At 58.1% G+C, this 18,727-nt stretch carries 19 protein-coding genes and 1 pseudogene; 6 read left to right on the top strand and 14 right to left on the bottom strand.

The genetic code is table 11. From position 1 onward, the window contains the following. The 3 genes from KHU29_RS12090 to KHU29_RS12080 all read left to right on the top strand — a co-directional run. On the top strand, positions 1-395 hold a 395-nt coding region (locus tag KHU29_RS12090; protein ID WP_211453050.1), incomplete at its 5' end, for an integrase core domain-containing protein. Between the two features lie 66 nt (positions 396-461). Further along, positions 462-1,382, top strand: coding sequence for a bestrophin family protein (locus KHU29_RS12085; protein ID WP_211453049.1), 921 nt, complete (start codon positions 462-464; stop codon positions 1,380-1,382). A 26-nt stretch (positions 1,383-1,408) separates the two neighbouring features. Then, positions 1,409-2,371: a Dyp-type peroxidase gene (locus tag KHU29_RS12080; protein ID WP_211453048.1), complete on the top strand. Its 963-nt coding sequence runs from the start codon at positions 1,409-1,411 to the stop codon at positions 2,369-2,371. A 25-nt stretch (positions 2,372-2,396) separates the two neighbouring features. On the opposite strand, the gene KHU29_RS12075 is transcribed toward KHU29_RS12080, so the two are convergent. From KHU29_RS12075 to KHU29_RS12025, 10 genes and pseudogenes are all read right to left on the bottom strand, one after another. Beyond that, the gene (locus KHU29_RS12075) at positions 2,397-3,053 is read right to left on the bottom strand and encodes a glutathione S-transferase family protein (RefSeq protein ID WP_211453047.1); all 657 of its coding nucleotides are present in this window, start codon (positions 3,051-3,053) and stop codon (positions 2,397-2,399) included. An 83-nt stretch (positions 3,054-3,136) separates the two neighbouring features. Beyond that, positions 3,137-3,709 (bottom strand): DUF6529 family protein, encoded by a 573-nt coding sequence (locus KHU29_RS12070; RefSeq protein WP_211453046.1) that lies wholly within the window; start codon positions 3,707-3,709, stop codon positions 3,137-3,139. 42 nt (positions 3,710-3,751) lie between these two features. After that, on the bottom strand, positions 3,752-4,450 hold the full coding sequence (locus tag KHU29_RS22535) for a CDGSH iron-sulfur domain-containing protein (protein WP_246541883.1): 699 nt from the start codon (positions 4,448-4,450) through the stop codon (positions 3,752-3,754). 107 nt (positions 4,451-4,557) lie between these two features. Beyond that, a complete protein-coding gene (locus KHU29_RS12055; protein WP_211453045.1) occupies positions 4,558-4,947 on the bottom strand; it encodes a cupredoxin domain-containing protein in 390 nt (129 codons plus the stop codon). A 3-nt stretch (positions 4,948-4,950) separates the two neighbouring features. Beyond that, positions 4,951-5,856 (bottom strand): metallophosphoesterase family protein, encoded by a 906-nt coding sequence (locus KHU29_RS12050; protein ID WP_211453044.1) that lies wholly within the window; start codon positions 5,854-5,856, stop codon positions 4,951-4,953. A gap of 78 nt (positions 5,857-5,934) precedes the next feature. After that, a complete protein-coding gene (locus tag KHU29_RS12045; protein ID WP_211453043.1) occupies positions 5,935-6,324 on the bottom strand; it encodes a c-type cytochrome in 390 nt (129 codons plus the stop codon). 175 nt (positions 6,325-6,499) lie between these two features. Then, complete coding sequence (locus KHU29_RS12040; RefSeq protein WP_211453042.1) at positions 6,500-7,204, bottom strand: anti-sigma factor family protein; 705 nt, start codon at positions 7,202-7,204, stop codon at positions 6,500-6,502. Continuing rightward, positions 7,158-7,842, bottom strand: a pseudogene (locus KHU29_RS12035) (RNA polymerase sigma factor). Before KHU29_RS12035 ends, KHU29_RS12040 begins: the two are co-directional and overlap by 47 nt. 357 nt (positions 7,843-8,199) lie before the next feature. Further along, complete coding sequence (locus tag KHU29_RS12030; RefSeq protein ID WP_246541878.1) at positions 8,200-8,712, bottom strand: dethiobiotin synthetase; 513 nt, start codon at positions 8,710-8,712, stop codon at positions 8,200-8,202. Between the two features lie 102 nt (positions 8,713-8,814). After that, the gene (locus KHU29_RS12025) at positions 8,815-8,952 is read right to left on the bottom strand and encodes a hypothetical protein (RefSeq protein WP_211453041.1); all 138 of its coding nucleotides are present in this window, start codon (positions 8,950-8,952) and stop codon (positions 8,815-8,817) included. Positions 8,953-9,214: 262 nt separating this feature from the next. On the opposite strand from KHU29_RS12025, the gene KHU29_RS12020 reads away from it, so the two are divergent. Next, entirely contained in the window at positions 9,215-9,487 is a 273-nt protein-coding gene (locus tag KHU29_RS12020) for a hypothetical protein (RefSeq protein ID WP_211453040.1), read from the top strand. Between the two features lie 141 nt (positions 9,488-9,628). Beyond that, a complete protein-coding gene (locus KHU29_RS12015; RefSeq protein WP_211453039.1) occupies positions 9,629-9,919 on the top strand; it encodes a DUF6916 family protein in 291 nt (96 codons plus the stop codon). Here KHU29_RS12015 and KHU29_RS12010 read toward each other — a convergent pair. The 4 genes from KHU29_RS12010 to KHU29_RS11995 all read right to left on the bottom strand — a co-directional run bounded on the left by KHU29_RS12010 (position 9,912) and on the right by KHU29_RS11995 (position 12,196). After that, entirely contained in the window at positions 9,912-10,496 is a 585-nt protein-coding gene (locus tag KHU29_RS12010; RefSeq protein ID WP_211453038.1) for a GNAT family N-acetyltransferase, read from the bottom strand. The two genes, KHU29_RS12015 and KHU29_RS12010, sit on opposite strands and share 8 nt — an antisense overlap. Continuing rightward, a complete protein-coding gene (locus KHU29_RS12005) occupies positions 10,489-11,022 on the bottom strand; it encodes a phage tail protein (RefSeq protein WP_211453037.1) in 534 nt (177 codons plus the stop codon). Before KHU29_RS12005 ends, KHU29_RS12010 begins: the two co-directional genes overlap by 8 nt. A 72-nt stretch (positions 11,023-11,094) precedes the next feature. Next, the gene (locus KHU29_RS12000; RefSeq protein ID WP_211453036.1) at positions 11,095-11,628 is read right to left on the bottom strand and encodes a phage tail protein; all 534 of its coding nucleotides are present in this window, start codon (positions 11,626-11,628) and stop codon (positions 11,095-11,097) included. 34 nt (positions 11,629-11,662) lie between these two features. Continuing rightward, positions 11,663-12,196: a phage tail protein gene (locus KHU29_RS11995; protein WP_211453035.1), complete on the bottom strand. Its 534-nt coding sequence runs from the start codon at positions 12,194-12,196 to the stop codon at positions 11,663-11,665. Between the two features lie 280 nt (positions 12,197-12,476). Between KHU29_RS11995 and KHU29_RS11990 the strand changes: the two genes are divergently transcribed. Then, complete coding sequence (locus KHU29_RS11990; protein WP_211453034.1) at positions 12,477-18,563, top strand: putative Ig domain-containing protein; 6,087 nt, start codon at positions 12,477-12,479, stop codon at positions 18,561-18,563. Positions 18,564-18,727: the final 164 nt, after the last annotated feature.

Genomic DNA, 18,727 nt, shown 5'->3' with positions numbered 1-18,727 from the left:
CGTCTTACTCACGCCCTCGCGTCAGCGACGACAACGCTTACGCAGAGTCGCTGTTTCGCACGGCGAAGTATCGGCCCGAGTTTCCTGACAAGGGCTTTGCCAGTCTGTCGGAAGCCCGGTGTTGGGGCGCCAGCTTTGCCCATTGGTACAACCATGACCATCGGCATAGTGGGATTGGTTATGTCAGTCCCGCACAGCGCCACGACGGAACCGATCGCGCCATTCTGGCAGCCAGGCATGACTTGTACGAACGGTCGCGCCAAATGAATCCTCGCCGCTGGACTCAACATACACGCAACTGGAAACCGATTCAAGCCGTCACGCTCAATCCAGAACGGGATTCAGTCGTCGCAGCTGAATTGGCCAACCTTTCTATAGATCGATTGGCTGCATAAGTCAGGCGACAACTATCTTGACACGCGCCGCTCCCGAACCGACACAACTTCAGGCACTAGAACGTTATGATCGTAAGACCAATGCAAAGTTGGTTCCGTATGCTTTTTGTATGGAATGGATCGGTGCTGCAATCGATCATTCCTCAACTGATTGTCATCGGAATTTTGAGTAGCTTGGCGGTGCTGACGCATGGTGTTGTTTTTGGCGAAAAAATTCCACTGAGTACGGTGCCATTCACGTTATTCGGCCTGACGCTGGCCATTTTCCTGGTGTTCCGAAACAATGCCAGTTATGCCCGGTTTACAGAGGCGCGGCTTCTCTGGGGAAACTTGTTGATTTCTTCGCGCACGCTAATGTCGCAGATCCTGTGCTACCAGCCTGAGAGTGTCGATGAGGTGGAACGCACACAAGTGGCCGATACGCTGATTGCGTTTGTCTATGCACTAAAGCATCAATTGCGCAAGACAGATGCAACCGGCGATCTGGTGCGCCTTCTCGGAAAACAACGGACTGAGGAGCTGGGGTGCAAGCACTATAAGCCCGTAGCGATTCTCAACGACATACGCAGTTGCCTGGCCGCTCCCGGGGGCTCGGCGCCGGAATCCGATATGACCCGCTGGATGCTGGACACGCAAATCAACGAGCTTGAGAAAAGTGTCGGTGGCTGTGAGCGGATTGCTTCAACACCCATCCCTTTTGCGTACAGCGTATTGCTTCATCGTACGGCATACGCCTATTGCATGTTGCTGCCGTTTGGCCTGGTCGACTCGATAGAAATTTTCACGCCGCTTATTTGTGTTTTCATCTCCTATACGCTCATCGCACTGGAAGCGATTGCGAACGAAGTCGCAGAGCCGTTCGGCCTTGCGCCAAACGCCCTGGCGCTCGACGCGATTACCCGCACAATTGAACGTTCCATTCTAGAACTCTGTGGCCGTGAAATTCCTGAAGAAATCGCACCCGTGCGGCCATATCAATTTACCTAAAGATAAATGAAGAGGTTCAAATAAATATGCCCATTCCACAGACGATGCTTTCGGTAGTAGCTCGCGATGAGGTTCATTTGCAGTTTACGTTGAAAAAGGGCGTCGACACCGCACGTTTTTTCAAAGCGCTCGGCAAGCTCTGGGAGTCGGAAATAACCGGGATTGCAGATCCAACGCTCAACCAGCATCATCAACTAACCGGAGGGTCTGCAAATATTGTCCTCGGGTTCAAGCCTGAGCTATGGCGAGCGGTTTATCCTGCGGACGTTCCTGATAATCTGCATTCTTTCGATATGGATGTCGTCGGCGCCAACAGCATGAGCGCTCCAGCTACCCAACAGGATCTTTGGATTTGGATCACACAGTCAAACGCCGCAACACTCTATGACAGCATGAGCAAAGCGGTGACGTTGGTGAGTCCCTTTGCCGATCTTGTCAGCGAACAGATTTGCTTCCCTTATCACAACAATGTGACATTCGACGGTTTTGCGGACGGCGTTGCAAATCCTAATCCGTTTCGCGCCAACAGCGTCGCCATCATTCCTGATGGCGAAAAAGGTGAGGGTGGATCAACCGTGCTGCTCCAGAAATGGAGAATGGATATTGAAAAATTAAAGAGCTTGTCTGTTCGCGAAGCCGAAAACGTATGGGGCAGGACTAAAGCCGGTAGTCACCAGCTATCGCCTTTGCCTGAAGATTCTCATGTCGGCAGAAACCAGTTTAGAAGAAACGGCGAAGAAATAGATATCGTTCGCAGAAACGCCAATTACGGCAACGCGAAAGAGGCGGGAATCATGTTTGTCGGTTTTTGCAACGACATCACGGTGACGATGGGAATGCTTAAACAGATGTACGGCGTAGGCGCCGACGGCATCTCGAAAACGGACAGGCTGCTGGATTTTTCTACTCCACTTTCTTCAGCGATCTATTTTGTGCCCAGTTTGGATGCATTGTCGAAAATGGATATTTCTCCTGCGGATCCTGACTAAGAATGACAACACATAGGGCCTTTTGTTAGTCACGATCCGGGGCGCCAAGCGGAAAGAAATGGCGATAGGGACGAGCTTCATCGATCGTCCGTGCCACCGATAGCCGTGCATTCAGGCGGTCACGATAGGCGCGCACGTTCGGAAAAGCATCGCCGATGAGGTGGACCCAGTCCGCATAGAACAAGGCAGGAGCCGCAGAACAGTCGGCAAGGCTGAAACTATCACCCGCCCCCCATTCGCGGTTCTCCATCCGGCGCTCTAGCCAGGCATAGGCCGTGTCGAGGTTCGCGCGAGCGCGACGCACTGCATCGGCGTCGCGTTTCTCTCCGCGCAGCGCGTCGAAGACGATTGCCTGCATCGGGGTGTGAACATAGTTATCGAAAAAGCGATCGGCGAACCGCACATCGAGCGCGGCCGCCGCATCAGCCGGGACCAGCTGCGCTGAACCCGGATGGTGCAGGTCCAGATATTCGACTATGATCGTAGACTCGATTACCGACTTCTCGCCATCAACCAGGACAGGAAATTTCTTGAACGGCCATAGCCGTTCCAGTTCAGCCGCCGAAGCCGCATCGCCAAGGTCGACCATGTGAAACGTGAACGGTGTGTCGTTCTCGTAAAGCGCAATTATCGTCTTCCAGCAGTATGAGGCGAACGGGTGAGCATAGAGGGTTAGCGCCATTCCACGGTACTCCCATATATAGTATTTGGTTATCAGAAATATATATCACACTTTAATATGTGAAACGATGAACGTTGGACATGCTATATGCCAACGCCAAAGGTACTGAAGTACCAGAATGCAGATGTAAGCCACAACCCCAGGAGAATGGAGAACAGCAGACTTCCCGCGAGTGGCAGCGCCCAGCCTCGAAAGCCGTTTGAGCGGACAATGAGAACCTTTGCGAGAACGGTCCCGTAGAGAAACGACCCCAGCAATGAGTGAATGATGGCACGGGTATCATATGTCCCGAAGCCGAGCAGGAAGATGCAGTGATAGGCGACTGGCAGTGTCAGCAGAATGGCGGTGCGCCCCGACCAGCGATGCACTACATGGTAGAAACGCCCCTTCGGAGGGAAGCGCAGCACCTCATAGATACGCGACGCCGTCAGCAACTGGCCCAATGCCAACAGCAACGCAGTCGTTATCAGCCATGCCTTCATATGCAGGGTGTCGCTGAAGAAGAGGTGAAAAAAAGGAGTTTCGTAGGGCTGCCTGACGGTCTTGCTTGCCACAAAACCGACGGTGATTGCAACGAATGCGGCCAGCACCAGAGGAAGCACAAGGATCACTCGACTGAGAACGATTCGCCTGGCGGGGCCGGCATTGTCGCTCATTGATCTGTTAAGCATGATCTGCCCCTCATCTGATATGCCGGCTCAACTTTTGTCGCTGAACCCGATCGCCGCATGCGTGCCGTCGCAGAAAGGCTTGTTCTGTGACGCGCCGCAGCGGCACAAGGTTACGCGATTGCGCACTTCGTATTCGAAACCGTCGCTCCCGATCAGCTGCACGCCACCACGCAACCATAGAGGCCCGGAGCAATCCTTGGCGGGGTCTTCGATCAAACATATGGATGGCGCATACATCGGCTCGATCGGTTTGCCGGTCTGGTTGTCCCAAGCCACCAGCCGCCCCGAAGGGCAGTCGCAGGCCTGGCTGACGAAATGTTTACTCGCTGAAGGGTTGTCCGTTGCGTTGACGAGATTCCACACCCCTCCACGCGGATCGCAAAAGCGCGCGAACGCGCACAAGCTCTCGACGTCTGTCAATGACATCGTCGGGCCTTGTATTACTTTGGCTTGATCGAGATACGGCTGGCGGCTCGCTGTTTCGGTGCCGTCAAATCCAACTTTCGTATGCGAGCCGTCGCAAAATGGCTTGTTCGCGCTGTGCCCACAGCGGCACAACGCGTATTGCCCCTGAGACGGATATTTCTGTTCCTGCTCCCACTTTACAGACTCTCCATCTTCGTTCGCGCCGATGATCTCCTTGCTTAGAGGTACTTGGCCCGAGACGATATACGGGCCGTTCTTCGAAATTTGGACTTTCGCGCCTACGGGTTTCTGCTGGTTCATCTGAGGCCTCCGATTGGGTTGGGTAGATTGAATATCCGCACCGCACCGCTCAACGCATCTTGATTATTTCGCCCCGCGTTGATCCCCCCGCAATAACAGAAAACGGGTCAGCCTATTACTGTTATTTTTCCACTCATTTCCTCGTGGCCGCTGCCACAGAAATTGTCACATAAAAAATCGTATTCACCAGCCTTGTCAGGTGTCAGCCTGACTAGGGTGACCTTGCCTGGCGGCAGGTCGGCGCGGATATTCATATCCGGTATCTTAAACCCATGCACGAAATCCACGGAGGTAAACTCCAGCACCACCGGCTCACCCATTTTCAGGACGATTTGGTTCGGCGTATAGATGAATTTTTTAGCCTGAACTTGTATTACCCTTTCTTTCGCAACATTCTTTGTCTGCCCTTGGGCCCGGGTGTTAATGACCGCCCCCGATAGAAGCACCCCAATGCCGTAGACGGCTCTTAAACATATCTGCCTTCTTGAAGGATCCATGGCTTACGTCCTTGTCACAGGAAACTCAGTGATCTTGTAATCGCTATCCTTGCGTTCAGCTTCCACCTCGCGAAAACCGAGTCCCTTATTCGGCGCAGCAGCATCCCACGGCAAGGGGGTGCGCTTATCTTGCGAGCCTGGTGCCGGCAACGGGAAAATGAGTGACTTGGCTGCGTGGTGCGCGATCTGTCCCGTCATGTGGTGATTTTCCTGGTGAATATGGCCATAGAACACCGTTACATTGCTGTATGGCGTCAATAACGCAATCGCTTTGTCGCCATCGCGGGTGGCCCAATCCCATTTGGGTACCAGATCGAACAGGGGACGATGTGTGAAGACAACAATCCGCGCATCTTTTGCTTGTTTGGCAAGATCGTTTTTAAGCCAATCCAATTGGGCGTCGCCAATACTTGCGCCGGGATCGGACACGTTATCCAAAGCGATGAAATGCACCCCCTTATGATCAAACACGTAATTCGTCGGGCCAAAGTTTTCCTTGAACGCCGCGCCGTTATCGAGCGAAGCGTCATGCTCTCCCGGGATAAAACGCACCGTTTTCACTTTTAAGCCGGCAGCAATCTCTTTGAACTCGGCCATACGTTTCCGACGTTCCTTCGGATCATCCGTCGTGTGGGTCAGGTCCCCGGTAAAGATAATAAAATCCGGTTGCACTTCAAGTGCATTGACAGTTGCAACCGTCTTCTTGAATGTGTTGAGTGCATCCGGATTGGCCGCGCCGCTATATCCCCAATGCACGTCGGACAACTGAACGAAATAGAAATCGTCGTACGCGGATGCCGCCGCCGCTTTGTCGGTTGTTGCAGCTTGTGTCCGGCCGTATAGCCCGGAAATAAATATCGCACCGCCGCCGACAGCGGTCAGTTTCATGAAACTTCTGCGATCAATCATGATTTTTCTCCTTAAAGGGTTGGAATAGCTGCAGGGCAGGCTGTTACAGAACAAATGTTTAACAGGTCGGTCGAGTGGTCAGGGTTTCTCTTCTCGTCCCGCCTCCTTCTTCAAATAGGCAATCAAGTCGGCGCGATCTTTTGCGGCAGGCACCATGAAACCCATTTTTTGCCCCGGAATCAGTTTCTCGGGATTTGACAACCATTTATCCAGCGTTTTCTCGGTCCAGACAATGTTGGATGACTTCACTGCTGGCGAATAGAGATAATCAGCGTGACTGCCGGCCTTCCTGCCAAACAGCCCCTTGTGTGCCGGCCCAACGCCGTTATAGTCAATCGAGTGACAGGACATGCACATGGTTTGGTAGAGATCCTGGCCGCGTATCGCATCGCCGGCAGCGGCTGCGGCACCGCTGAAGCCCGTCAGCACGGCCAAGCCCAGGCCAAGGAATAAGTGTTCTTGTTTCATGTCGAAATCCTTTCGATTTGCAAGTTTGCTGATGGTCGATCGATGTAATCCATTCCTGTAAACGGTATAACTCGGAACGCGAAGAAAATATTCCCGTCGATCTCGATTTATTCTTTTGGGTGACGATGTGCCAGTTTTTCGCTACCGTTAAATCTGCACCAGACCCCTGGCCGCTTTATTCCCGCAACGGGTTTTCTTCATGATCTTCCTCTGTCTGCACCGCTTGCTCGAACGCTTGCAGGTGGGTAGATTGAGCATCGGTGATGGCCCAGTAAGTCATGCCGTTGCGCTGCCAGTGAGCCATCGCATAGCCATCCGAGGCCCGAGCGGTGGCAGCCGGTGCACCACCGGCATCGGGAAAGATGTACAGGTCGATGGGGTGCTTTTGATAGCGATAGATCAGTACCGCAACGGTGCGGTGACCCACGTAGTCGATTCGTCCGCCGACGAGCGGAAAACCTTGCGTGGCGAGATCGACGACCGGCGGCGTATAGTCGAGTCTGCCGTTGAACCAAGGCTTGACGGTGTGCTGATCGGTCGATACCACGTCGATCGGGTGCTGCGACAACAACGCGCGCACGTGGCTAGACACAATCTCCTGGGCGAGTGAGCCGGTTGGCGCCGGCCGCTGAATCAAGGTGGCCACGCTCAATGCCAGCGCACAGACCGCGATCCCCGTAACACCGCCGTTAAGCCATGCCCGTATGCCATCTGTAGTGAAGCCGCCCCATGCGAAGAACGTCCGGCGGGGAGACTCGCGTGGCAACTCGTGCGGCAACTCTGCGAGCACGCGCGCGCGCAGGTGGGGTGGGGCGCGATGATAGAGTGATCCGTCACGCAGCACACTGCCAAGCGAGCTTAATGTTTCTTTCTTGTCCATTATTTAACTCCTTTTGGTGAACTCGGCACAGGCATCCTGACCAAGTTGCCGTCTGCCTTGCCGCGCACTGGCGCAAGCTCCGAAGGCATCGCCCCCTGCGCCTTGCGCACTGCCGCACAAAGCAGGCTGCGGCCGCGCGCCAGTCGCGACATCACGGTGCCGATCGGAACGCCGGCGACGGTCGCAATGTCGCGGTAGCTCATGTCTTCCAGCTCGCGCAGGACCAGCACCTCGCGATATTCGACCGGCAATGCGCCGAGCGCGCGATGAATCAAGTCCACGTCGTCGCGCCGCACAGCGAGCGTTTCGGGATCGCTGCCGATCTCGTCGATCCATCCTGGAAGTCACTCATCGTCGTGCAGTGCGTCGTCATAGGGGGTGTCGTCAGCTGCGTCGTTCCGCCTGCGCCATTCGGTAAACCAGGTGTTCCGAACGATCGCGAGTAGCCATGCACGCGCGTTGTCGCCATGGAAGCCGTCGAAGAACCGGAAGGCGCGCAGGTACGCATCCTGCACGACATCGTCGGCATCGCTCGCGCTGCCAGTCAGCCAGCGCGCCAGGTTGTAGGCGGCGTCCAGATGCGGCAACGCCAGTTCTTCGAATCGGCGCGACCGGCGTGAGTTGTCGGCCGCGATCACGGTGAGCTCCCGCTTTCCATGATTTGCGCCTGGTCTATTTGGCGACTACGCCAACCATATGGGGGTGTCTTGTGATTGTTTCTCATGAGTTCCTCCATTGCCTGTCCGGTCGGGGAAGGCCCGCAGCATCCGAGCGCCTGAAATGCCGACGCTCATACACCCATAACCGTCAGTGACCGGGATTTATTCCTGCGATATTTTTTGATTGGCGCGACAAATCCGGGAATAAAACGAAGAGTGCGGCGGTATACGCGCCGATCCTCAGGCCGCTTGTCTCGCGGAAACACATCAAGGCCGCAGTGGCGCCGTCTTACCCGCGGACTCAGTCCGGGCGGGTAGTCCGGCTTACGATTATTTTCAGTTTTGATCCTCTTCCGGATCCGGGCCGGCTTGGGTAAGGCGCAATACGCCATCCGGATCGAAGTAAAAATGCATCATCGAATACCACACGCCGTCTTGCAGGAAGCGGTAACTCCAGACATGGCGCCGCATGAGGGGAAAATAGGCGGTTTCGACAGGTCGGCCAAAATGTGCCAGCACATCCTGCGTGGTCCACTGGCCGATCTTGGCCCGGCCGAATTCCTCGGTGGTCAATACTTGCTTGATGCTGACAACTTGCCCGTGCGCGTCGATGTCGGCTGCCCACGTGTATTCGCCGGCAGGTTGGGTGGGATAAAGCCAGCGTGTGGTGCCATCCGGCAGGTGATACACCTCGCGCGGAGCGCCGAGCCGAGCCTGAACGTCGTTCTGACTGGCACCCGGCGGAATGGATGCCGGCGTGGCGCAACCGGCTACCAACAAGGTGACGGCGATGGGCGCGTGGCGGGTGCTCAACCACCGTCTGTACTTCATGACGTGGATGGGATTCATGGTTTGCCTCCAACGAATAAGCATATGAATGGGATCACGGCTGCCAGGAAAAATAACCGGCAGCCGTCGTCAGATCCGGCCAACGGGCTGTTGCAGCTCGCGTCACTGTCCGGAGTACATGCTGCCCTGATCTGGCGTCATGCCCGAGGCAGTATTCATGGGATCAAGCTGTGCACATCCGGCAGCGGCAAGAGTGAGGAGCGCGACGCCAATGGCGAGAATGGTTTTTGCGAATTTCATGATGATCTCCTATAAGATCGCGAAAGATAGCGATACATGACATACCGGGAAAAGCGTCGGTTTGCCAATCAAATGAACACCAGAGTGTTATCAGGTGCCAACCGGGGGCGGCACTGCGCCGTAGCACCTCTTTTGCGCTGTGGGGCCAGTCCATGTTTCCTGTTCTGGAAACACTGGTGCGTGTCGTCACTTGTATAACCGCGGGCAGCCGGAGATTATTCTCGCGATATTTTTCTGTCTGCTCCCTACGGCCGGGAATAAAATGAAGCGCGCGCAGGTAGGCTGGTCACGAGGGTTCGGAATCGAGAAAGACATAGAGCGCTGCGATTTTTCCGCCCCGAACGATGATCACATCCCAACCCGTGTACTCGGGAGCGTCGCCGCGTGGGCCGGAATCCCAAGCTTTGCGGCCGGCGTTGTGAAGGGTCTGATGCTTGCTGTGCGGCGTATATACGAAGTGCGGATGCGTCGCAGGCAGTTCACCCGAGAATTTGTCGAGCGCATCGTGCCCGAATCGGGAATTCCATTAAAATGATGAAACGTTCATCACGTCGCATTCCCGCATTTTCCGAGTGCGAAAATGAACCGATGAGGCGGTATAGGTCTTTGCTTTGCCAATACAGCCTCGACATCCAGTCCCATGGACCTCGATCAACGCTGTCAATTCAATGGCTTTATGGATATCCTCACGCAGGAACATTTCGCAGCACGTCTGAACGATACATTTGTCGCCCCTGACGAAGGCAACGCCGCTTTTACGCTGGTCGAAGTCCGACCGCTGGCAGCCCCGACCTTGCAGGGGATGTTGCGCTCCCCGTTCAGTTTATTGTTCAGGAATTGTTCGCCGATCCTGTTGACGCAGAAGATCTATCGGATGCAGCACGACGCCATCGGTGAAGTGGGGATTTTCCTGGTGCCGGTTGCGCGCGACAACCAAGGCTTTCTTTATCAGGCGGTGTTCAATTAACCTGGCTTTCCTGGTCGTTTTGCGTGCCGGTTGACGCCGGCCGGCGCATGCCGGTGTAAATGCCTCCCACGTCGGTTGCGATGAAGCCGAGACGCTCGTACAGCTTTCGTGCGCCATCGTTGCGCTGGTCAACGTGCAAATTCAATCCTGCTCCTGCATTCTCCGCCAGCACCTGCGCGTGCCGGATCAGCGCTGTGCCGATGCCGCCGTTACGCCACCCCGGCGTCAGGCTGATGTCGATGATGAGGAATTCCGACATCTGCCTAGACAGATAAAGGCGTCCGATCGGTTCATCATTACATTCGATCAGCAAAAAGTCGGCATGCGAATAATGCGTCAGGTAATGCCTGTGCTGCAGCGCGAACTGGCTGTCGATGAAGGCATGTTTTTGTGCGTCCGTCCAGGGCAGCGGCGCCAGTTCCGCGATGCGTAATTGGCGATAGAGTGAGGTCAGGAAGCCAATATCCGCCGCAATGCAGGGGCGCAGGCGGATGCCGCGCCGTTGCAGGGCAACCGGGGTTTCCAGGGGCGCGCCAGCCGGGAATGCCGGCAGCGCACCGTGCCCTGGATCAGTCAAACGAGGGGAATGCACCTTGCAGCGCAATGCAGAAGTTCAGAGGCAGCAGCGGCTGGCGGTTTTCGTGCGGCTGGTTGCCCCCGGCGAGTCCGACGACGGTCGGTGCGAAGGCTGCATTGGCGGTGGCATTCTGCACGAATGGCGTGGTGTTCGCCGGCCCTGTCAGTCCATAACCGTTGGCGGGCACGTTGCTTTGCAACGTTGTGTCGCCCTGATGGTAAAGATTGGCGGCGTGGCTATGATTCGGGATTTCCGCCAGGGCCAGGGTAACCTGTTCCGTGCCGAAATTCTCGCCGATGTCGCGTTGCGTCAGGCCGACCCCTTGGCCTTGGCTGCAGGCGGCGCGACCGGCAAAATTCGGCAGCTGGAACGTGTTCCGTCCGTCGCCGCCAAAGTTGGTGCCAAGCAGCGAAAACAGCGCAGTATATTGATTGATCGGTAGTATGGCGCCATTGCATTGCGCCCAGCCGACAGGCGCAAAGTTGAAACCGAAAATTTGAATCTCACCCAGGAATGGTGTGGTCACGATGCTCTCTCCTCGTCTTATCTGATGGCAGCGCCTGCAGCGTGCAATGCAACCTGGCAGGCGCTCTGGCTGTTACGACTGCGACGGAAAAACTCCTGCCCATGCAATGCAAAATGACACTGTCAGCGTCGGCATCGTGTTGTTGTGCGGCTGGCTTCCGCCGGCACTGCTGGTCGATGCCGGCGACATGACGTAGGGGTTAAGCCCGGCAATGCTGGTGGCGTACATCTTGTCGCTGCCGGCGGCAGCGCCCAATTGCACCGTCGCCGCCGGCACGTTGGCGGTTGCCTCGGCGCTGGTGGCGCTATATGGATGGGTATGGGCGGCCATCGTGCCGGTCGTCAGAGTGACGTTTTCGCTGCCGCCTGGTTGCCCGAGCACGCGCGGCGACAGGCCGGAGCCATTGCCCTGATGCAGCGGCACCTGGCCGCGCATGTCTGGCACGCCGAAGGTGTTGACGCCGTCGCCGCCATAAGTTGTTCCCAGCAACATGTACAGCGTTTGATATTCGGCGATCGATTGTACGCTGCCGTCGCATGCAAACCATCCGGTAGGGACGCGTTGAAAGGCGAGCAGGCGGATTTCACCTACATAGGGTGTAGTCATGGCTTTATTCCGTTAAAGGTTGCGAGAGAAACGGCTAACTGCGCGATGGGAAAATGCCGCTGAGGGCAATACTGAAATTCAAGACCCGGAACGGCTGCATGTTTTCATGCGGACCGTTGCCGCCGACCGAAGCCAGGGTTTGCGGCGCAAGCACTGCCTGGGAGCCACCGGTTTGGGCATAGATGGCTTCAGTGCCGCTGCCGCCGTAGAGCGTATTGGCGGGATTCTTGACGGCACCTGCTGTGGCGGTGCCATTGGGCAGGTGGGTGTGACTTGGTAATTGCGCTTGCTGCAGTGTGACGGTTTCGACACCGATAGGCTGGCCTTGGGTATACGGCGACGGTTGCCAGGATGAATCGGCCGAAGGGCCGGCATGTATCGGGGTGCGTCCCTGCAGGTTGGGGAGGGCAAAAGTAACGCGGCCATCGCCGCCATACATGACACCGAGAAGGGCAAACAGTGCCTGGTTTTGATTGATCGGAAGCAATTGCCCGTTACAGAGGGCAAAGCCGCGCGGCGCAAAAGCGAAGCCGGATAACATAATCTGTCCAACGTAACATTCAGCCATCGTTTTCTCTCCCAAGATTGATGTGGTAATGCACTGATGGTGGCATGGCGAACGCCAACTGTGTTGCTTGTGTATTTAAAGCAACAATTGGCAATAAACAACGATTCTTATTTGTAATTTTGTTTACATTCAAGGTAGCATACGTTGCCATAAGGTAATCGTCAATAGCCGCCGCCGTATGTAAAAAGAGCTATTCGACTCTTTCTCGAGTAATGCTTAAAACGATGGTGAGCCATCGTAAAACATGCGCTCGAATACAAAAAAACATCAGGGAGAAATCATGTTGCTGCGTTCGCACGTTTGTGCCGGCAGTTGCGAACGGTCATCGTTCGCAACCGGCTCTGTACCTGATCAACGGGGAAAAATCGAAAGGCGAGGGGCATTTGCCGGGGACTGGAGTTGGTTCCCGCGCGCACTGGTCAGTTTGCTGTGTGCGATGCTTGTTTGCCTGTGCAACCTGACGTATGCGGCGGGTCCGAGCACAGAGTGCCCGACACCCGTTGCCATTACCGTCGCTTCGGGCGGCGTTTACAGTGCCGATCTGTCAAGTGCGCCAGGAGCATGTTCGCCATTCGGACTTTCCGGGGTGGCGCTTGCGCCATCGCATGGGGCCTTGTGGAACCCCGTGACCACCAACGTGGTTCATTACACGAATAATGGCGACGGAGCGTTATCCGACACCTTCGCCGTGCTAGACGATTCGGGCGGCCAAATTGTCTATAACGTCACGATCCAGGCGCCGACATCCCCGATCATCGTGCTGCCCGCGACCTTGCCGAATCCGTCGGTTGGCGTCAGCTACAACCAAACACTGACTGCTTCAGGCGGCGTAGCACCTTACACGTACTCGATTTCTTCCGGCAGCCTCCCGACCGGCCTGACCTTGTCTTCAGCGGGCGTGATTTCGGGCACCTCAACCTACACCGGCCCGATGTCCGTGGCGATCCGCGTGCAGGATTCCACCACGCCGACCCCGCTGACGACAACCAAGTCCTATTCCATTACCGTGCCGCCGCCGGTACTGGTGATTTCAACCACGACCCAGCCTGCAGGGACGGTGAGTATTCCCTACAGCCAGCAATTGAACGGTTCAGGCGGCACCTCTCCTTACAGTTATACCTTGCAGACAATCACCGGCAAGGGCTTGCCGCCGGGATTGAACCTGACATCGGCCGGTGTGATTTCGGGTACCCCGACTACCGCCGGCACCTATACCGCTTCAATCGTCATACACGACAGCACTACCGGCAGCGGTCCGTATCCGGTGCCGTTCGATGTCAGCATTGCCATCAACGCCACACCTGTCGTTGTGCTGAGTCCACCCACCCTGAGCGCCGGCAACGTTGGCACCTTGTATAACGGGTCCTCGCTGACCCTGAACGCCAGTGGCGGCACGGCGCCTTATGCCTTTGCGATTACCTCTGGCGCGCTGCCAGCGGGGATGAGTTTGTCGAGTGCGGGCGTGCTGTCGGGCACACCGACTGCCGGCGGCAATTTCAACTTCACGGTGCGGGCTACGGATCAAAATTCCTTTCCCGGTTCACTTGCCTATACGCTGACGATCAATGCACCGACAATCGCCGTTGCGCCGACCACCTTGCCGGCTGCTACGGTGGCCGTTGCCTACGGTAGTCAGACTCTGACCGCCAACGGCGGTACTGCACCATATACTTACGCAATGACGTCTGGCGCATTGCCGGCCGGAATGACGCTGTCGTCGTCAGGCGTGCTATCGGGTACGCCAACTGCGGGCGGCGTCTTCAATTTTACCGTCACAGCGACGGACAGTTCCACCGGCACCGGCCCGTACACCGGCTCGCGAGCCTACTCGTTCACCGTCAACGCGCCAATCATTGCGCTGTCGCCGACTACTCTGCCGACGATGACGGCAGGTACCGCCGTGAATCTAAACATCGCGGCCAGCGGCGGAACCGCGCCTTATACCTATAGCATTACAGCTGGTGCCTTGCCGAATGGATTGACGCTGTCATCCGCCGGTACGCTGAGCGGGACGCCGACTGTGGCGGGGCCGTTCAATTTCGCGGTGACCGCGACTGATAGTTCAACCACCACCCCTTACACCGGTTCGCGCGCCTATTCGGTAACCGTCAATGCCGGTCTGCCTGTTGCGGGAGCCGTCAGCGCCACAGTTGCCTATGGCAGCGGCGCCAATCCGATCACGTTGAATCTGAGCGGAGGTGCGCCAACTTCGGTGGCGGTGGCGTCGGCCGCCGCTCACGGCACGGCTACAGCCAGCGGCACCAGGATCACTTATACGCCAATGGCCGGATACGCCGGCAGCGATTCGTTTACCTATACATCGACCAATGGCGCCGGCACATCCAGCCCTGCCACAGTGTCGGTGACGGTAACGCCGCCGACGCTGACGATCACGCCATCCGGATCATGGTCGGCAACCGACGGCGTCAGCTACAACCAAACGCTGACCTGGAGCGGCGGCGCCACGCCGTATTCCGGTTACAGCGTGAGCGGTTTGCCGGCTGGATTGACTGTGACAGGAAGCAGCGCCAGCAGCCTGACCATTTCCGGCACGCCGACAGCAGCGGGTAGTTTCTCAGTGATTGCAGCGGCAACCGACAGCAGCACCGGCAACGGACCTTTCACGAGATCGCAGACCTTTACGCTGACCATCGCAGCGCCAACCGTCAGCCTGACGCCAGCCGGGCCGACCCTGGCGCCGGTCTACGGCAATGCCTTCTCACAGTCGTTCTCGGCCAGCGGCGGTGTCGGACCCTACACCTACGGCTTGAGCGGCAGCCTGCCTGCCGGGTTGAGCTGGAATGCTGCATCCGCTACGTTGTCTGGAACGCCAACGCAAAGCGGCAGTTTCCCGATTAGCGTGACGGCGACCGATCACTCGACCGGTGCCGGCGCGCCGTTCTCTGCCACAGTCGGCTATACGCTGCAGATCAGTGCCCCGGTTATTCTGCTGACGCCTTCCAGCATGTCCGGCGGCACGGTGGCGCAACCTTATACCGCTGCGCTCGCCGCAGGCGGCGGCGTCGGACCCTACAACTATGCCGTCAGCGCGGGAGCGTTGCCGACCGGAGTCTCACTTAATGCCGGCAGCGGGGCGCTATCCGGCACGCCAACTGCCGCCGGCAGTTTCAATTTCACCGTACGCGCTACGGATGCCAACAGTTTTAGCGGCAGCCAGGCCTACACCATCACCATTGGCGGACCGAGTTTGACATTGAATCCGCCGACGCTGCCGGCGGCGAGCGCCGCCGTTCCGTACAGCGTCACTTTTGTCGCCAGCAACGGCACGGGACCCTACAGCTACGCATTGACGTCCGGCGGCCTGCCAGCCGGCATCAGCTTAAATACGGCAACTGGCACGTTGTCCGGCACGACCGTACAGGCAGGAAATTTCCCGATCACGGTGCGGGCAACCGACAGCAGTACCGGGGTTGGCGCGCCATTCAGTGTGCAAACGAGTTATACGCTGGCGGTTGCGGCTCCGACCATCAGCTTGTCTCCGAGCACCGTTGGCGGCGGCACTGTAGCGCTCAGCTATTCGGCAACCATCAGCGCCGCGGGCGGCGTCGCTCCTTATGCGTACAGCATCACCAGCGGCGCGTTGCCGGCCGGGCTCACACTCAATGCATCGACCGGCGCGCTGACGGGTACGCCGACCGCGGCCGGCACGTTTAGTTTTACTGTGAGGGCGCTGGATGCTAACAACTTCAACGGCAGCCAGGCGTACAGTTTGACGATTGCCGCTGCTACCGTGACCTTGAATCCGGCAACTTTACCTAACCCTACTGCGGAAGCGCCGTATAGCGCTTCGCTGACGGCCGGCGGCGGGACGGCGCCATACAGCTACGCAATCAGCAGCGGCGCCTTGCCGAGCGGATTGACGCTCAATGCAAGCACCGGGGTGCTGTCTGGCACCACCAACCTGAGCGGCACGTTCAACGTCAGCATCCGGGTCAGCGACAGCAGCACCGGCGCAGGTGCGCCATTTAGTGCCACCAACAGCTATGCATTGAATGTCGGCGCTCCAGCCATCACGCTGAATGCCGCTGTGGCGGCAGCGCCCAAGGTGAACGTTGCCTACAACCAGCAGTTCACTGCTGCCGGTGGCGTCGCGCCATATACGTATGCGCTGGTCAGTGGCAGCTTGCCGGCCGGGCTGACATTGAATACCACCACCGGCCTGTTGAGCGGTACGCCAACGGCAGCAGGCAGCTTTCCATTCACGGTCGGCGCTACCGATGCGCACAATTTCAGCGGGCAGCAGGCCGTGACGTTGAGCGTCGGCCAGGCGCAACCGGTGGCGCTCAACGACACTGCTGTCACCACTGCCAACCAGGCGGTGACGGTCACTGTCACCGCCAACGACAGCGGGCCGATCACCAGCATTGCGATCGCCACCGCGCCGAGCCATGGCAGCGCGATCGTCAACGGACTGAACGTGGTCTACACGCCGGCCAGTAATTATTTCGGTAGCGACAGCCTGACCTATACCGCAACCGGACCGGGCGGCAGCTCGTCGCCGGCGACACTGACGGTGAATGTGACCCCGCTGGCTGTGCCGGTGCCGGTTGCGCAGAGCGTTACCATCCTGGCCGGTCAGCCGGTCACGCTGCACACCGCCAACGGCGCCAGCGGCGGGCCGTTCACCGGCGTCGCCATCGTGACGCCGCCGAGTGCCGGCACCGCGGTGGTGAGCGGCACCGACATCATCTATACGTCGGTGGTCGGCAGCAGCGGCGACATCAAGTTTAGCTACACCCTGGCCAATGCATTTGGCGCATCGGCTCCGGTAACCGCAACCGTCAGCGTCAATCCGATGCCGATGGCCGGTGCCCATAGCGCTACGGTCAGTGCCGGCGCAGCAGTCAGTGTCGACCTGATGGCTGGCGCCAGCGGCGGTCCGTTCACTGGCGCCGCGGTGGTATCGATAGCGCCGGCCGCGGCAGGCAGCGCGACGATCCGGGATGTTGGTACAGCCGGCAAGCCGTCCTACCAGATGACGTTCACCGCCGCCAGCACCTTTGCCGGTCCGGCCGTGATCAGTTACACGCTGAGCAATGCCTTCGCTACGTCGGCGCCGGGCAGCGTCAATGTCTCCGTCACACCGCGCCGCGACATGTCGGCCGACCCTGAAGTCATCGGTCTGCTGGCCGCCCAGGCGGACAGCACCCGGCGCTTTGCCAGCGCCCAGACCGCCAATTTCACGCGGCGCCTGGAAAGCCTGCATGGCGACGGCTGGGGCCGCTCCAGTTTCGGCGTCAGCTTCATGCCGCCGACCCAGGATGGCAAACCGGCAGACAACGTGGCGCGTTGGCAAAACGACGATGTCGATCGCCTGTTCGGCTCGCCGTTGCAACCGCACATGCGCAAGGTCGGCTGGCCGCAACAGGCAGCCGGGCAGGGCAATACCGGAACCGGCGGCAGCTTGAGCAACGGCTTTGGCGGCAACAGCACGCTGGCGGCAAACGATACCCAAAAAACCATCACCGACCTGCCGGACATGCCGGTGCATCAGGACGGACAGAAGCAGCCATTGTCGCTGTGGATGGGCGGCGCGGTCGACTTCGGCCAGCATTATGTCAATGGCCGCCAGCAGGGATTCCGCTTCACTACCAACGGCGTGAGCGTCGGCGGCGACTATCGTATCAATGACCTTGCCAGCATCGGTATCGGCGGCGGCTTCAGCCGCGACAGCAGCGATGTCGGCAACAACGGCACCAAGAGCACCGCGGAAAGTGTGGTGGGAGCGGTGTATGGCAGCTTGAGGCCGACCAAGAACGTATTCATCGACGGTGTGCTGGGCTATGGGACATTGAATTTCGATGCCACCCGCTACATCACCGATGGCGGTGGATTTGCCACCGGGCTGCGGCATGGCGACCAGATATTCGGCGCCATTGTCACCGGCATTGAATATCGCAATGACGGCTGGATGTGGTCGCCATACGGTCGCCTCGAGCTGATGTCGGCTACGCTCGACCAATACACGGAAACAGCGTCCGGTTTGAACGCGTTGACCTACTTCAAGCAAACCGTGCGCACCAGCAGCGGCACGCTGGGCGTCAGGGCTGAAGGTCAATATGTGACCCGCATCGGCACCTGGATTCCACGCGCCCGGCTGGAGTTCCGCCATCAGTTCCAAGGGGCGGACGATGCCACGCTGGCCTATGCCGATCTGGCAGCGGCAGGACCGGCCTATGTGATTCACACCAGCAGCCAAGGCACCGGCAACTGGGCGGCCGGCCTCGGCGCCAGGCTGTTGCTGTCGAACGGCATGACGTTCACCGTCGACTACAACAGCAACATCAATGTCGGCAACGGCCGCAGTCAGTCGATCATGTTCAGCATAGCGGTGCCGCTGTATTGAGGAAGCGCGGCAGGGAGAGAGGCAGGGAGAGAGGCAGGATTGGGCGCTAGCCGGCTCAGTCCTGCAGATGGCCGCGCAGCGGTCGCCCTGGTAGTCTAGCCGGAACTGGCCGCTTTGCTGCAGCTCCGGCACCACCTGTTTGACAAAATCGTCGAAGCCGTTTT

The organism is Collimonas antrihumi (assembly GCF_018304965.1).
GTDB classification, from domain to species: Bacteria; Pseudomonadota; Gammaproteobacteria; order Burkholderiales; family Burkholderiaceae_D; genus Collimonas; species Collimonas antrihumi.
The sequence above is the reverse complement of the archived record's forward strand: the minus strand, read 5'-3'. Positions and strand labels throughout refer to the sequence as shown.